Source organism: Paucilactobacillus oligofermentans DSM 15707 = LMG 22743, assembly GCF_001434315.1.
In the GTDB taxonomy this organism is placed as follows: Bacteria; Bacillota; Bacilli; order Lactobacillales; family Lactobacillaceae; genus Paucilactobacillus; species Paucilactobacillus oligofermentans.
In genome coordinates this window covers 452,848-468,543 of record NZ_AZFE01000031.1, presented here as the reverse complement: position 1 = coordinate 468,543, position 15,696 = coordinate 452,848, and the positions used below count along the sequence as shown (strand labels likewise).

The following is a 15,696-nucleotide window of genomic DNA, read 5'->3' as shown; positions in this document are numbered from 1 at the left end:
GTATGGCATACAATTCAAATGTTTGATTAAAGTGAATTAATCTGTATAATTCAAAATACGTAACAGGCTTAACTATTTTTATTTAATAAAATTAATGATTTAGCTTTGGGAGCGATTGTTAAATTCATTTTTACAAGTACTACCAAAATATGGGGGATTAATTGAATGCAGATTAAACGAATAATTTATTTGAGTTTACTAATGTTAGTGACTTTTAGTGGTGCGATGATTATTACATCGTCAGTATCTGCGGTAGATACTAATGAAACTAGTTCTATTAGTAGTCAAAGTTCTTCTTTTGATAGTAGTGAAACCAGTAGCAGCCAAAGTGCCGCTAGTTCAAGTGCCGCTAGTTCAAGTGCCGCTAGTTCAAGTGCCGCTAGTTCATCTTCTGATAAATCAGCAAACGCCAAAAGTGTAGTGGCACCTCAAACTGATCCAGCTGCACCAACTGCAGATGATGGAGTACAAGAAGCTGATTGGACTGCATCGTATTTCATCATTCCAATTATTACTGGCTTTCAAGTTCAACCTCAATCAGAACAATACGTTGTGGCTGATTCATCAGGGAATGCTACGGTTGATTTAGGCTTTAAAGCAGCTTTTTTCTTTTTTCCAGTTTTGGGATCGTATTTAGACTATACACCAACGCAGTGGAAGTGGAATGATAGTACGGGTAAATGGGATAAAACGGTTATTAAAACTCAAACGGCAAGCTTTTTACTAACGGGTAATCCGAAAATATCTTATAAACCATTGTTGTCAGTTGGAACGTACTATTACCAAATTGATGGTGCGTTTCGTGGTGCTTTAGGGAATAAAGATAGTAAAATATCGAAGTTAGTTAAAGTAGTTGTTGTTCCTGCAGCTGTACAAGCAAAGTCAATTTCAATAACTGTACCAAACGTTATTTTTGCTAATGCTGCATATGAAGGTAATGCAGTTACAGATCCGGTCGATGCTACTGGTAAAATTTCTTGGACTGGTAGTTCACCTTCTGGAGATTGGAATGAAATAACTTGGGATCAACAAACTGGACGAAATTCAAACTTTACCGTAGATAATGATAAGCAACCAACAACGATTAATACAAGTACAACTGATCCGGGAACACCAATTTTAATAGCTGCTAACATAGATAACGCCACTGGTGCAAGTGGAACTGCTAATGATACGAAAACAACCTATGTCGGTGGTTTGGTAGCTAAGAAAATGGCTGCTGATGAAGGCGGAACGTGGTCGCTAGATGCAGCTGGTTTGAAAGATTTAGAAGCTTCAGTTAATCCGGCTTCGGGTACGAATGTTACCTGGAATTATCAATGGCAATATAGTACGGATGGTACTGGTAAAGACAGTTCATTTAAGAATATTCCCGCGGCTGCTGATGGTGTAACCAATATATCTGGAAATGTTTCTAGTGCTACAGAGTTGTCAAATACCTCAAATGTTCTAACCTTTAGTAAAAATAGTAGCTGGGTAAATGGTGCCGCAACAGCCACAACGAGTGGAACGGACTATGTAGTACGTGAAAAGTTAACTGCTACAGTAACTGACGAAAGTAAAAAGGTTACGAATATTGAAATTGATTCTAACGCAGCCGGTTTAACTGTAACTGGTGCTACTGGAAAGCTCAGTCTCGAGGAAGTTCCATCATTTAATTTTGGTGATGTATCAGCTTCGAATATTTATAATGGTACGATTGTCGCTAGTCAAACAAAACCAGAAGCAAAATCAACTTTAACGGTTAGTGACACACGTGTTGATAGTAATGATTGGACATTAACTGCTAAAATGACCAAGTTTGAGAACGGTAACTCTACAGGCTTAGATACTAATACAATGTTACAGATGAATAATTTGATGGATGATGTATCGGCAATTCTTACTGATAATGATGTTTCTACTGAAGTATTAAGTTCTAAACAAGGTGATGCAGGCTCGTGGGAAACAACCGGCCAATTGCTTTTAAATGCTAATCCTAACGTGGAGTTGAATAATGGGGATAATTTTAGTAGTACAATTACTTGGAATTTAACTGCTGGTACGCCAAACGCAACAGCCGCTAAATAAAAAATGGTTTAATAAAACCCGATTAATTAGATTTTTCTAATTAATCGGGTTTTATGCTTAAAATAATATTAGATAAAATATCGTTAATTAATAATTTAAAATAAGTATTGCGGATACCTAAGTGAATTTAATATACTATTATACTCACGGTTTTACCTATTCTTAGTAAGTAAACACTTATATTGTTTAGCTTTAAGAGCTTTACCTGTATAATTTATATTACATGAGGGCTTAAAAATTTTTAGTAGTAGTTTTTATAATGGAATATAGTGTAGGCAGTTAGTTTGCTTAAAAAAATAGCATCATAGTATAATTTAACTGGATATAACTTATTATGTGATTAATTATTGAATGAATGATAGATAAAAATATGTATTACGATTTAAAACGGGGGGAGGAGAATTATGAAATTAAAAAAAATGGTTTATTTGGTCTTAATAGCTATATTAACTTTGGGGAGTTTTACTAGTTTATCAATGCCAATTTTAGCAGCCGAAACTGCTAGTTCAAGTTCTGGCAGTCAAAGTTCATCTGTGTCTAACCAAACGAGTAGTGATTCAGATTCAAGTACTACTAGTTCAATTTCTTCGAGTGCAATTAGTGATTCAAAAACCGCTGATAATTCTGTGACTGCGCAATCTAGAGCTGCAACTGTAGGCTCGCAAGCTGATTCGGATCCTGTTGGAACTCCATCTGGTGCGAATACACCATCTAAGGATTCATGGAGCTTTTTATTGACGATTTTTAGAAAGGGTTTTAGTATTCAACCACCTTCGGAACAATATATTCCTGTCGCTAATATTTCAAAAGCAAAATTTTCTGGTATGCGAATTGAGACTGGAATTCATCCCTTGTATCAGACTTTAAGTGTTGCACGGTGGCATTGGGATGCTAAATTAAACACTTGGGTAAAAGATGGCAACCAGCCGACTGTTAGAGCCTCTGGTTTGTTAGGCCTGTTTGGCTTTTTAGATGTGAATGATTACAGTATTTCATCACTCACAGAAGGAGCTTATTATTACCAATTTATGTTTACAGAAGCTGGGACTAGTTATTACTCTAATCTAGCTAAAGTTGTGGTAACGCCGAAGCCAGTTTCAGCGACAGACGTTGACACAAATACTGATAATAGTGATGGAACGCCGAAAGTTATTTATTCGGATGTTGATTATGCAGCGAATGCAATTTTGACACCTAATAACTCAACGGATATGCCTGTTTGGTCGGCTAGTAGTTCTAATGATAAACTAACGTTTACACCGTCTAGTGCACGTGCAACCAAAATTAGGGCAGGAAATGGAACGTCTACAGCTAGTGGGAATACACCAGATAGTTATTATACCGGAAAAGTTAATACTGATCCCAAAGTTCCGGGAATTAAAGCTAATTATAAAGTCCTGGTTGGAACCTTAGCAGCCAAGACTAAATCTTTATATGTTGGTGGCTTGCCAGCTTACAATGCAGCAGCTGATGCTGGTGGAACTTGGGCAGTTGGTGGGTTATCTGATTTGGATACTGCCACGGCTTCGCCAAATAAGTGGCATTACGCTTGGAAGTTTACGGATGGCAGTGGTAAAGAAATTACTACGCCAGGATCAGCTGACGGAGTCACTAACGTTGAAGGTGATGTGGATAACATTGCTAATTTAAATACACAATCACCATTGACGTTTACTAAAAATAGCTCATTTATGACTAAAGCTGCTGTAGCTACTAATTCAGGAAAAAGTTATCAAGCTCAGTTAACAATGTCGACCCAAATTGATCCAGCTAATGCTAAAACTAAAATTACGATCGTTTCAAATAAAGCTGAATTGCAGGCCACACCGATTGTTAGTCGTTTGACCTTGGATCAAGTACCTTCTTACAGTTTCGACAATATCACATCCTCTGATATTTATAATGGAACTCAAGATAATAAAACCGCGAAGACATCTAGTTTGGCAGTGACTGATACCCGTGTCGATCAATCTTGGAGCTTATCAGCAAAAATGACTAAAATGACGTCTGATCGTGGAACCCAACTTGAAAATAAAGTTAGCATATTAAATTCGGTTAGTGGAGAAACGCCTGTGAAGGTCACCGATGATAATAAAGATAATCTGGCATTAACTAGAGATAAAGGTGGGTCATTAACCACGCCCATAACGGGGGCATTATTTGTAAATGCTAATCACAAAACACAGTTAACTGATGGTGAACATTTTAGTAGTACGATTACTTGGACGCTAACTGGTGATACACCGACAACTAAAACAGCTGAATAGAGTTATTGAACTGAGATTGTAATTTTAAATAAAACTCCCACAATTGAATTTATTCAATTGTGGGAGTTTTTGTATAGCCATGTTTAATCAAAAAATGAATTTACTTATCAACAAAAGCAATATAAATGATAACTTTAATCATAATGATTATATTAATCATGTGATAATTAAATTTAATAAAACCACTAATAATAGTCTGGCTTTTTTGTAAACTTATTAAAGTTAACAGAAGTGTATGGCAAACAATTATGCTATGTAATTTCACTAACAATCCATGTACAATTTGAATTGTAAGAGAGGTTAAGGTACTTAACTGTCAGCGTTAATAAAAAATATAATTAATTCCATGTGAATATATTCTAATAAATAATATTTGTATTAAATTGGTATTAGCTAATGCTATTGGTTGATAATTAATTATACAAATAGTGTTCATAATAATCATGGATAACTAATTATTATCGGATTTTCGTAGGATTCAATTATGAATGATATTGGAATTAGATTAACGATGTGGGAATGCTTTAATGGACATTACTATCAAAAAATATATGGAAAAGAGATGTTATGAAGCTAAAAAAAGTGATTTGTTTAGGATTGGTCGGATTATTTACCTTTAGTAGCATTACAAGTGTACCAAGTCGAACGCTGGCAGTAGAAACTAGTGATTCTAGTGTAAGCAGTCAAAGTTCATCAGTAGTTAATAGTGATAGCAGTACTACAAAAACAGAATCAAGTGTTAATGATACTGCTATTAGTGATGCAAGCTCGAATGAAGTTCAAACTAGGGCTGACACAACGGAAATGACACAAGCAAATGATACGAACCCATTGGCACCGACTGCGGCAGATGGAGTTCAAAACCCAAGCTGGAGTGGCTTACATATTATTTTGCCAATTATACCTGGGATTATTGTACAACCGCAATCAGAACAATATTTAGTGGCTGATTCAAGAAGTAAGATGGCGGTCGCTGACTTATCACTCAAAGTATCAACTTGGTTACTATTAGTATTAGGGAGTAATGTGGTAGTAACTCCAACCAGATGGACGTTACAAGGTGATCATAAAACCTGGATAAAAACGACTGATTCAACAGTTAGCGATCACTTTTGGACTAATACAAATCCAAAAATGGAACTACCAACTAACTTAGCGGTTGGAACTTATTATTTTCAATATGATGTGACAGTTCATGGACTGTTGGGCCTGGGAACAAAACATAAAACTTCAAAATTGGTTAAAGTAGTGGTTGTTCCTAGTCCGATTGATGCAACCTCAATCACGATGACTGCCCCCAAAGTGGTTTTTGAGAATGCTACTTATACCGGAACAGCGATGACAACGCCCAATGATGCTACTGGTTTAATTGAATGGAATAGTTCATTAGCTGACAAAATTATGTGGGATCAAAAAAAGGGTCGAAATGCTAGCTATGTTATGACACAACCAATGGATATCAATACGAGTACAACGAACCCGGGAATTAAAAAACAAATTTCAGCTCAAATCACCAATACTGAGACCGCTACTTCCGGGAATTTAGTTGATTATAAAGATATATATGCGGGAGGCTTAGTAGCGAAAGAAATGGCTACTAATGATGGTGGTACATGGTCGCTTGATGCACAAGGACTTTCAGATTTAGGTGACGTGACAACACCAGAAGATGGTAGTAATGTTTCCTGGAAGTATCAGTGGCAATATAGTAATAATAATGGTAATACGTTTACCAATCTGAATAATAAAAATAGTGAAGGCGTTAGTAACTATCAGGGAAGTATTCAGCAGGTTACTGATTTAACTGCTGCGGATAATGTACTAACTTTTACTAAAAAGAGTGGTTTTATTAAACAAGCAGCTGCCGCTACGAAGGCAGGTACTCCGTATGTAATGCGGGCGGTATTAACGGCATCAATTCCAACCGGTAATGGAGATACACAAGATATCACAATTAATTCAAATAAGGCACAACTTTCAGTTACTGCACCCGTTGGGCATCTAAGTCTAGATAAAGTACCAACTTTTAACTTTGGTGATGTAACGGCAGCCGATATTTATAATGGAACGATTGGAATGAAGCAAACAAAACCGGAAGCTAGATCAATTTTAGCAATTACGGACTCACGGGTTGATAGTGATGATTGGAGTTTATCGGCCAAGATGACCAAGTTTATTGATAATGAAAAAGCGGAACTGACATCAGAGTCGATGATACAGATGAACAATATTATGGGAAATCGTTCGTTGGTGATTTCCGATAATAATACAAGTTATAATCTGTTAGATTCAAAGGATGGAAATGCTGGAACATGGGTGACCACGGGACAATTAATATTGAATGCCAATCATCAAGCTAAATTAATGGCAGGGCAACGTTTTGGTAGTACAATTACTTGGAACCTAACTTCATCACAGATTACTGTGAAGGCCGCTTGATTATTAAAATAACCAATCAATTTTATTTGAGAAAATTAAATGGATTAAGTTGATTAGACAATGCGTTGTTAATTAATAAGTTAGCACAAGTCTGCGATTTGCTGTATAATATTCTAGTTAACCCTTTTAGATGATCCTGGAGGTCAAATGATGGCAGAAGATAAAAAAGCAGCAGAACCAGTAGCAAAAGTAGAACCAGCAGTAGAAACTAAGACCGCTACTGAAACTAAAGTAAAGCCAAGGGACAAATCAAGTCGTTTATCTTTGTATGAAGAAAATGAAGTGAATGCTCAATTTGACTTAGGACAACAAGTAACGTTTACGAGCGAAGCAGTGAAAGAACCTGCTGCTGCCGTAATTACACGCAAATATACTAACTCTTGTTTAGTTGATTTTGCGGAAAATGAAGATTTATCACGAGCTATTAAGGATGAATATCATTCAAAGATGGTTGTGAGCTACAAACGAATTACAATTATTAAATAATTTAAAAAGGCAATTCTAAGTTAATTAAACTTGGAATTGCCTTTTTGATTTAAATAAAATGTTGAATGGTGCCACTTTCCCAAATAATCATGATTCCAAGGCCGATATAGATGATGGCAATAATCCAGTCACCAAATTTATCCAGAAAGTTTTCAACCAACTTGATTTTAGCAAGTTTATTTCCGAGTAACCCAGTTGTAAGGATTCCGAGCATGAAAATAACAAGGGCAAGGCTAGTTTGTGGTAGCGTCAGGGTAACGAAATAAGGAATAAATAACCCAATATTATCCGCTCCACAAGATGCAAACGTAATTAAAATTACCGGAATAATTAAGTTGTTGAGCGATTTACCAGTTAATTTAGTTTCAACGGTCTCGACTTCTTCTTCATCTGAAATGAGAGCTTTGATACCGAAGTAAATGGGAATAATCCCTAAAATCCCTAAGATCCATTGGTCAGGGACCATGTGCAGTACATAAGCAAAAAACAAACTAATCAAGACTAATAATCCGGAGCCGACGAATTGACCAATAAAGATTTGGCGATGGTCCGCCTTTGATGGGTACTTATTGAACAGCATCATCAAAATAACGATTAAGTCCAGAGCAGTCGAAAAATAAATCACGAGGGCACTAATAATGGTGGTTAGCAAAATTCAATCTCCTAATCTAAAATGTAACGGCAATAATTTTAACGGTATATTCTGAATCCGGTGAAGTAATACTTACGGTGTCACCCACCTGGTGGTTAATGACGGCTGATCCCAATGGCGAATTGAATGACATTTTTCCTGCGGTAATATTAGCCTCTTGTTTACCGACAACTAAGTAAGTGTCCGTTTCGTGATCATCTAAGAATTCAACCGTAATAGTTTTACCAATTTCAACTAGGTCATTATTGGATGGGGTCACGACTTGGGCATACTGAAGCTGCTTGTTTAAAAAGCGCAAGCGGCCTTCTAAACGACGCAAATCTCGTTTGGCGGAACTATATTCAGCATTTTCTGACAGGTCACCTAGTGCCCGTGCAGCCGCTAAAATTTGAATTTTTTCTGGACGGACTAGCTTAAGTTGCTCGATTTCGGCTTCAATTTCAGCATAACCAGTGGGGGTCATTTTATTAAAGTAAGGTTCCATTTTGATACTCCTTGTTAAGTTATGCTCATTGTACAGGAAATGGGGACATAAAGGTAAAATTAAATATTTTTATGAAAGCGTTTAACCCCGATAACATAAGTATTATAATTACATTATGATATAAATTTGGAGGAAAATTATGGCTGCGAAAAACTATAATATAGGTTTGGATATTGGGACGAGTTCAATTGGCTGGGCGATAGTGGATGATAATTATCAATTAATGCACGCAAAGGGTAAGTATGGATATGGAACGCGGATTTATAGTGAAGGGCAAACGGCGGCTGACCGGCGTGGCTTTCGGACAACCCGACGGCGCTTGAATCGACGGAAGTGGCGTTTGCGATTACTCCAGGATTTCTTTGAACCATATATTTTACCGCAAGACGAGGCTTTTTTTATTCGGCAAAAGCAATCTAATTTAGTCCCTCAAGATACTAAAAAACAGTATCCGGAGAGTGTCTTATTTGATGATACTTCAGATAAAGATTTTTACACAGAATATCCGACGATTTATCATTTACGACAGGCACTAATGACGGAAAACCGGCAATTTGATATTCGTGAAGTTTATCTAGCAATTCACCATATCGTTAAGTATCGCGGTCACTTTTTAAACAATGCTCCCGTAAAAACTTTTAAAAGTGGCAATTTAGATTTAGCAATTAAATTTAATGAACTAAATGAAGAATTTAAAAGTGTTTATCCTGACTTAGAATTACAGTTTAATCTTGATCAGATTGATGAAATCAAAAAAATACTACTAGATAGCACTAAATCACGATTTGATCGACAAGGTGAAGCAGTGAAGTTAATTTATACGGTCTCAGAAGTTAAAACTATTGAAAAATTGCAAAATAAGATTGTAAAGCAATTTTTGAGTGGTATTTTAGGCTTGAATACTAGATTTGATGTTCTGACAAATACTGAGAGTGATGATTCAATGTGGAAATTTTCACTGGATTCAGAAAGCTCTGATGATGCATTAGATGAGATCATTGCTCAACTCGATGATCCGGCTATTCATGTGGTGGAATTGGTAAATGAGATTCATTCTTCAATCACTTTGGCTGGGATTGTTCCTGAAGGCCAAGGCTTATCTGAATCAATGGTTGAAAAATACGAAGCACATAAAGCACACTTACAATTGTTGAAAGCCGTTGAAAAGTTAGTTGATAAAAAGGCTGCGGATAAATTGGAAGTAGCCTATGACCAATATATCAATGGTAAAGACAGCAAGCAGTTCATTAAAGAAGATTTTTATAAAGCAGTCCAAAGTGAAATTAAAGGGGTGGCCGGGGATGAAGTTGCCGAGATTAATCAGTTAATTGAGCTGGACCAATTCATGCCTAAACAACGGACGAAGGAAAATGGTGCCATTCCGCATCAATTACATCAACATGAATTAGATGTAATTATCGAAAATCAATCGAAATATTATGATTGGTTAGGCGAAAAAGTTGGAAATGAATATAAGCTTGATAAGTTAGTTTCATTCCGGGTTCCATACTACGTTGGACCATTGGTTGATACTGCAAGTAAAGAGAAAAAAGATGAGACTAGATTTGCTTGGATGGTTCGTAAAAATCCAGAATCGACTGAAGCAATCACCCCATGGAATTTTGAAGATATCGTGGATAAGAATGCATCGGCTGAAAACTTTATTAAGCGCATGACGACCAAGGATAAATATCTACTTAATGAAGATGTTTTGCCTAAGTGTAGTTTATTAACACAGGATTTTGAAGTTTATAACGAACTAAACAATATTAGAGTTAATGGAGAAAAATTTACTGCCGAACAAAAGCAATTAATTCATGATGAACTATTTACGAAGCATGCAAGTGTGTCTATTAAACAATTGAAAGATTTTCTGGTTAGTGAGTTAATGTATGTCCGTGATAATTTAAAAGTCGAAGGTTTGGCTGATGAAAAGAAATTAATGAGTAGTTTATCAACTCAATTTGACTATCAAAAAATTATTCCAGATCAAATTAATGACGTGAAGTATCGCGAAGATATCGAACAAATCATTGAATGGTCAACCATTTTTGAAGATGCGGCTATTTTTAAAACTAAATTAAAAGAAATTGATTGGCTAACTGATGAACAAAGGAACAAATTAGCTAACAAACGGTATCGTGGTTGGGGTAGTTTATCGAAACGGTTATTGGCATGCTTGGTTGATGAAAATGGTCAACGGATTATCGATATTTTACGTGATAGTAGCGATAATTTTATGATGATTGTTAATCGTCCTGAGTTTAAACAAGCAATTTTTGATGAAAATGCTAATTTAACTGAGACCAATAGTAAAAAAGATATGTTTGAAATGATTGATAATTTTTATACGTCACCTCAAAATAAAAAAGCAATTCGCCAAGTATTATTAGTAGTTCAAGATATTCAAAATGCAATGGGTGGCGTGGCACCACAAAAGATATTTATTGAATTTGCTCGTGAAGATGAAGTGAATGGTCGTCGGACTAATTCTCGCTATAGCCAAATCCGTGAAATGTATAGTAAGGTCACAGATGATGTTATAAATAAAACAGTTCGTGGTGAATTAGAAGCCAATAAGGGTTCTCTTAATAAAGAAAAGCTATTCTTGTATTTCCTTCAAGGTGGAATTGATTTATATAGTGGAAAAACAATTAATATTGATAATATTTCGAGTTATGATGTTGACCATGTTTTGCCACAATCATTTATTAAAGATGATTCAATTAATAATAAAGTTTTGGTTAATGCTAAAGGTAATCGAGTTAAAAATGACAACGTTCCGATGGAATTATTTGGTGCCAAAATGTACCCAACTTGGAAACGAATGGTTGACACTGGGATAATGTCAAAAGCTAAGTTTAAAAATTTGACCTTGAACCCTGATAATGTTGATAAATTTAAGGCAGAGGGCTTTATTAATCGTCAATTAGTTGAAACTCGCCAGATTATTAAATTAGTTGCCCAAATTTTAAATGATAAATTGGGTGATGATACTAAAATTGTGTCGGTTAAAGCTAATTTGACCCATGATATGCGGGTATTCTTTGATTTTCCTAAAAATCGAAATGTTAATAACTATCATCATGCGTTTGATGCTTATTTATCAGCGTTTGTTGGTACTTATTTATATAAGCGTTATCCGAAATTACAACCATATTTTGTCTATGGTGAATTTAAAAAAATGGATAAACTTAAAAACATGACTAGTTTTGATTTCTTACGAGATTTAAAACACACCGATAAAGTTGTCGATAAAGATACCGGTGAAATAATCGCTGATAAATTAGCAGTAATTACCAATATGAATAAAATTTATGACTTCAAAAAAGTATTGGTGACACATGAAGTACATGAAAATAGTGGTGCGATGTATGATCAAACCCTTTATCCCGCTAAACTAGATAAGTCACTTGGTCGAAAAGGCGCTAAACAACTAATTCCGAAAAAAGATGATATGCCAACTGCATTGTATGGTGGCTATACCGGCTCAAAAGATGCCTTTATGTCGATCGTTCGTTTGAAAAAGAAGGATGAAGTTTATTATAAAGTTATCGGAATCCCTGTTCGGATTGCCGATTCAGTTCAACATGGCAAAGAAGTTGATGTTGAAGCACTAACACAGTTTATTGAAACTAAATTTACCAAAGAAAATTTAAATAAAAAAACTGGTGAAATTACTCGTAAAGTTGAGTGGTTTGAGTTGGTATTGCCTAAAGTGCTATTTGGACAGGCGGTATTTGATGGTGGGCAGCCATTTATGCTGGGATCATCAACATACCCACATAATTTAAGAGAGCTAGTCTTAACTAAAGATAGTGTTAAAAAAATTGCAGGTAAAGAATCAAATAAGTCGTACTTAGATGCTTATGATGAAATTATGGAGGCCATGAATAAGTATTTTCCACTTTATGATACTAATAAATTTAGAGAAAAGGTTATTGAAGGAAGATCTAAGTTTATTGATTTACCTGATAAAGATGAGTACGAAAACAACAAATTAGTACAAGTAGGTAAGTCTACTATTATTGATCGCATGTTTATTGGTTTGCATGCAAATGCTGCAAGAACTGATTTGAAAAATATTGGAATAACTACACCATTTGGGTTTATGCAACAAGCAAGTGGTATTAAATTAACCAAAGATACAGTTGTTTTGTTCCAATCTTCAACTGGGTTATTTGAAAGGAAGGTTGCCCTAAAGGATTTATAGACAATAAAATAGAGCGTTATTGATAATGAAATCAATAACGCTCTTTATGTATGGTCCCATACAGGACTCAGAAGATTAAACTTGGCTTGCGCCTTGCTTGATTTTAACTCAGAGTATCAAATCAATGAATTCGATGTGTTGAGTATCAGTCAACAAAGTTAGTATACCACATAATAATTTTTTTTAAAGGGGTGCTTTTATGAGTTGGCGAAGTGTGGTTATTTCGCAACATGGTAAAGTTTCTTATTCGAGTCGGCAATTAGTGGTGCAAACGCGGGATGGGACCAATCAAATTCCAATTGATGATATTCAAATATTATTGATTGCGTCAAATAATGTCGTTATTACAACTGCTGCGATTAATAAATTAGTGCAATCAGGTACTAAAATTGTATTTACAGGTGAAAAAGGTGAACCAAGTTGTGAAACGGTTGGTTATTACCCTAATAATCGTGACGTTGGAATTTTAATTGATCAATTTAATTGGAATGATGCACTTAAAGAAAAATTATGGACAAAAATTATTAGTAATAAAATTAATATGCAAATTAAGGTTTGTGAATTAACGGGGAATGTCACGACTGAATTAATCGATGAGTTAGATAAGCTCGAAGTTGGGGATGCGACCAATCGCGAAGCTGTGGCAGCCAGAAAGTATTTTACGATATTATTTAATAACGATTTTACTAGGCGAGAATATGATCCAATTAATGCTGCATTAAATTACGGTTATTCGATTTTATTATCTGCAGTCAATCGAGAAATTGTTGTTAATGGCTATCTGACACAATTTGGGATTCATCATCATAGTGAAGCTAATGATTTTAATTTAGGATCTGATTTAATGGAACCGTTTAGACCGATTATTGATTATTGGATTGCAAATCAAAAATTTAATGAATTAACGCCGGATATAAAGTTTGCACTGGTTGATTTACTGAACTTTGAACTTAAATATAATGGCGAAACAACTATTTTGAGAAATGCATTATCTAAGCACGTTATGAATTGCTTGAATTATTTGAGTGGAAACAACGACAACGTAGACATTAAGGTGGAGATATCTAATGAGGTACCGAATAATGCGATTAATGGTCATGTTTGATTTACCAGTTCAAACGAATGAGCAAAAAAGAAGTTATCGAAAGTTTCGAAAAGAGCTGATCAATGAAGGCTTTTTGATGATCCAATACTCAGTGTATGTTCGCGTATGTGTAAGTAAACAATCAGCTGGCTATATGGAAAAGCGAATTGCCGAATTTGCACCTGAAAATGGTTTGATTCAAACGATGATGGTTACCGAAAAGCAATATAATGACATGAACTTTATTGCGGGAGAGTTTAAACAAGATGTACGGAATACTTCAGATAGGACAGTGATATTATGAAGTTAACATATTCACCATTTAAGCCATTTGAAATAACAAAAGGAAAAATTACGGTAATTGAAACCGGTAATTATGATGTATATCGAAAAATGATTATGAATTTTAAGGATCTTGAAGATGATATTAATTTTAGCGATGACGACTATAAATTGATGGAAACGATTAAAGCCTTAAATTGGATTGGTGATCAAATGTTCGCCGATAATCTGAATAAACAGTTTCAAGCGAAAATATATAAACGGGTGTTTGAAATTATGCCAGATAGTTCACAACAAGCATTAATTGAACTAGCTAGAAAAATTAAGAATACCGTGACTGATGTAACTTATATGATTGATTTACCGCTAGAAGTAAATCCTGAGATTGATCTTTTAAAGATAATAAAATTTGCAGAAATTGAATACAATTCTATAATGACTGCGGGACCATATGATATAATTGAGGTAATTCTAAAAACATTAAGTGAATTAAATGAAACAAAAATTATAGGGATGATGAACGTTTCTGACTATTTGAGAGAGTCTGATTTTAAAGATTTGATTCAGCTAGTTAGGACATTAGATTTGAAAGTTCTTCTCATTAAATTTTCAGAAATTCAGAGGTCTGAGAAGTATGATGAATGCCGGTATTATTATATTGATAATGATTTTGTTGATTATCGTTTCTAACAAGATTAAAGGATAATTAGTAATAGACGGTTTTAGAAGAGTATCAAATCAATGAGTTCGAGACCAGTCGATATGGCATCAACTAATATCAATATGTTTTAGAAGAGTATCAAATCAATGAGTTCGAGACCCTCTCTGACAATATTAACACCTCCTTTTATGTTTTAGAAGAGTATCAAATCAATGAGTTCGAGACCATGTTTTTTTGTCGTCACTTGTTTCTGGTGGTTTTAGAAGAGTATCAAATCAATGAGTTCGAGACCTGTTACGGTTTTATTTCGTGCTTCATCATTGTTTTAGAAGAGTATCAAATCAATGAGTTCGAGACCATTATGAATAAATTTTATCGCGCGTTTATTGTTTTAGAAGAGTATCAAATCAATGAGTTCGAGACCTTTTTGTTGCTAAAATTCGACTGTTCACGTGTTTTAGAAGAGTATCAAATCAATGAGTTCGAGACCAAGTGATTGCAGCAATGGAACGTGAAGGTGGTTTTAGAAGAGTATCAAATCAATGAGTTCGAGACCCGAACCTAGAACTGAGCCGCATCGCATTAAGTTTTAGAAGAGTATCAAATCAATGAGTTCGAGACCGCCCTTAAAGATAGCGTGTATTCCTTCGCCGTTTTAGAAGAGTATCAAATCAATGAGTTCGAGACCAAATTCGGTGGCTTCTTCCATAACAATGTCGTTTTAGAAGAGTATCAAATCAATGAGTTCGAGACCCAACTTCTGCATTGAATTTCAAGCTTGGCAGTTTTAGAAGAGTATCAAATCAATGAGTTCGAGACCGCATATAAAAACACCTCCTAATATTATGTAGTTTTAGAAGAGTATCAAATCAATGAGTTCGAGACCTTCGTGATGTTTACGAAACGTCAGAAGATTGTTTTAGAAGAGTATCAAATCAATGAGTTCGAGACCTGAATAATCGTGTGGAAAGGCATCTGATGGGTTTTAGAAGAGTATCAAATCAATGAGTTTGAGACCATTTGATGAAGAAATTGAAGGTAATGGTATGTTTTAGAAG

Annotated in this window: 10 protein-coding genes and 1 CRISPR repeat array (1 of these 11 only partly in view); of the genes, 8 read left to right on the top strand and 2 right to left on the bottom strand. The window is 35.1% G+C overall.

Annotated elements, in window-relative coordinates; translation table 11 throughout:
• The first annotated feature begins 165 nt into the window (after positions 1-165).
• The 4 genes from FC70_RS05850 to FC70_RS05835 all read left to right on the top strand — a co-directional run bounded on the left by FC70_RS05850 (position 166) and on the right by FC70_RS05835 (position 7,262).
• Positions 166-2,070, top strand: coding sequence for a WxL domain-containing protein (locus FC70_RS05850; protein WP_057890061.1), 1,905 nt, complete (start codon positions 166-168; stop codon positions 2,068-2,070).
• A 404-nt stretch (positions 2,071-2,474) separates the two neighbouring features.
• Positions 2,475-4,337: a hypothetical protein gene (locus tag FC70_RS05845; protein ID WP_057890060.1), complete on the top strand. Its 1,863-nt coding sequence runs from the start codon at positions 2,475-2,477 to the stop codon at positions 4,335-4,337.
• Positions 4,338-4,904: 567 nt separating this feature from the next.
• The gene (locus tag FC70_RS05840; RefSeq protein ID WP_057890059.1) at positions 4,905-6,776 is read left to right on the top strand and encodes a WxL domain-containing protein; all 1,872 of its coding nucleotides are present in this window, start codon (positions 4,905-4,907) and stop codon (positions 6,774-6,776) included.
• A 150-nt stretch (positions 6,777-6,926) separates the two neighbouring features.
• Positions 6,927-7,262, top strand: a complete 336-nt coding sequence (locus tag FC70_RS05835; RefSeq protein WP_057890058.1) for a hypothetical protein — start codon at positions 6,927-6,929, stop codon at positions 7,260-7,262.
• A gap of 49 nt (positions 7,263-7,311) precedes the next feature.
• Here FC70_RS05835 and FC70_RS05830 read toward each other — a convergent pair whose 3' ends face one another.
• Entirely contained in the window at positions 7,312-7,914 is a 603-nt protein-coding gene (locus FC70_RS05830) for a cadmium resistance transporter (RefSeq protein ID WP_057890057.1), read from the bottom strand.
• A gap of 16 nt (positions 7,915-7,930) precedes the next feature.
• Positions 7,931-8,398, bottom strand: a complete 468-nt coding sequence (greA, locus tag FC70_RS05825) for a transcription elongation factor GreA (RefSeq protein WP_057890056.1) — start codon at positions 8,396-8,398, stop codon at positions 7,931-7,933.
• Between the two features lie 139 nt (positions 8,399-8,537).
• Between greA and cas9 the strand changes: the two genes are divergently transcribed.
• From cas9 to csn2, 4 genes are all read left to right on the top strand, one after another.
• Entirely contained in the window at positions 8,538-12,611 is a 4,074-nt protein-coding gene (cas9, locus tag FC70_RS05820; protein WP_057890055.1) for a type II CRISPR RNA-guided endonuclease Cas9, read from the top strand.
• Positions 12,612-12,810: 199 nt separating this feature from the next.
• A complete protein-coding gene (cas1, locus tag FC70_RS05815; RefSeq protein WP_057890054.1) occupies positions 12,811-13,716 on the top strand; it encodes a type II CRISPR-associated endonuclease Cas1 in 906 nt (301 codons plus the stop codon).
• Positions 13,694-13,999: a CRISPR-associated endonuclease Cas2 gene (gene cas2, locus FC70_RS05810; RefSeq protein WP_057890053.1), complete on the top strand. Its 306-nt coding sequence runs from the start codon at positions 13,694-13,696 to the stop codon at positions 13,997-13,999. The genes cas1 and cas2 overlap by 23 nt, the downstream gene beginning before the upstream one ends.
• The gene (csn2, locus tag FC70_RS05805) at positions 13,996-14,667 is read left to right on the top strand and encodes a type II-A CRISPR-associated protein Csn2 (protein WP_057890052.1); all 672 of its coding nucleotides are present in this window, start codon (positions 13,996-13,998) and stop codon (positions 14,665-14,667) included. The genes cas2 and csn2 overlap by 4 nt, the downstream gene beginning before the upstream one ends.
• A 29-nt stretch (positions 14,668-14,696) precedes the next feature.
• A CRISPR array of direct repeats spans positions 14,697-15,696; the repeat unit is 36 nt; unit sequence GTTTTAGAAGAGTATCAAATCAATGAGTTCGAGACC; it runs 1,017 nt beyond the window's last position.

Bases quoted from the DNA above. Each gene is read 5' to 3' on its own strand.
- FC70_RS05845 (WP_057890060.1), top strand. From the start codon at position 2,475: ATGAAATTAAAAAAAATGGTTTATTTGGTCTTAATAGCTATATTAACT.
- cas1 (WP_057890054.1), top strand. From the start codon at position 12,811: ATGAGTTGGCGAAGTGTGGTTATTTCGCAACATGGTAAAGTTTCTTAT.
- cas2 (WP_057890053.1), top strand. From the start codon at position 13,694: ATGCGATTAATGGTCATGTTTGATTTACCAGTTCAAACGAATGAGCAA.
- csn2 (WP_057890052.1), top strand. From the start codon at position 13,996: ATGAAGTTAACATATTCACCATTTAAGCCATTTGAAATAACAAAAGGA.
- FC70_RS05840 (WP_057890059.1), top strand. From the start codon at position 4,905: ATGAAGCTAAAAAAAGTGATTTGTTTAGGATTGGTCGGATTATTTACC.
- FC70_RS05850 (WP_057890061.1), top strand. From the start codon at position 166: ATGCAGATTAAACGAATAATTTATTTGAGTTTACTAATGTTAGTGACT.
- greA (WP_057890056.1), bottom strand. From the start codon at position 8,398: ATGGAACCTTACTTTAATAAAATGACCCCCACTGGTTATGCTGAAATT.
- FC70_RS05835 (WP_057890058.1), top strand. From the start codon at position 6,927: ATGGCAGAAGATAAAAAAGCAGCAGAACCAGTAGCAAAAGTAGAACCA.
- cas9 (WP_057890055.1), top strand. From the start codon at position 8,538: ATGGCTGCGAAAAACTATAATATAGGTTTGGATATTGGGACGAGTTCA.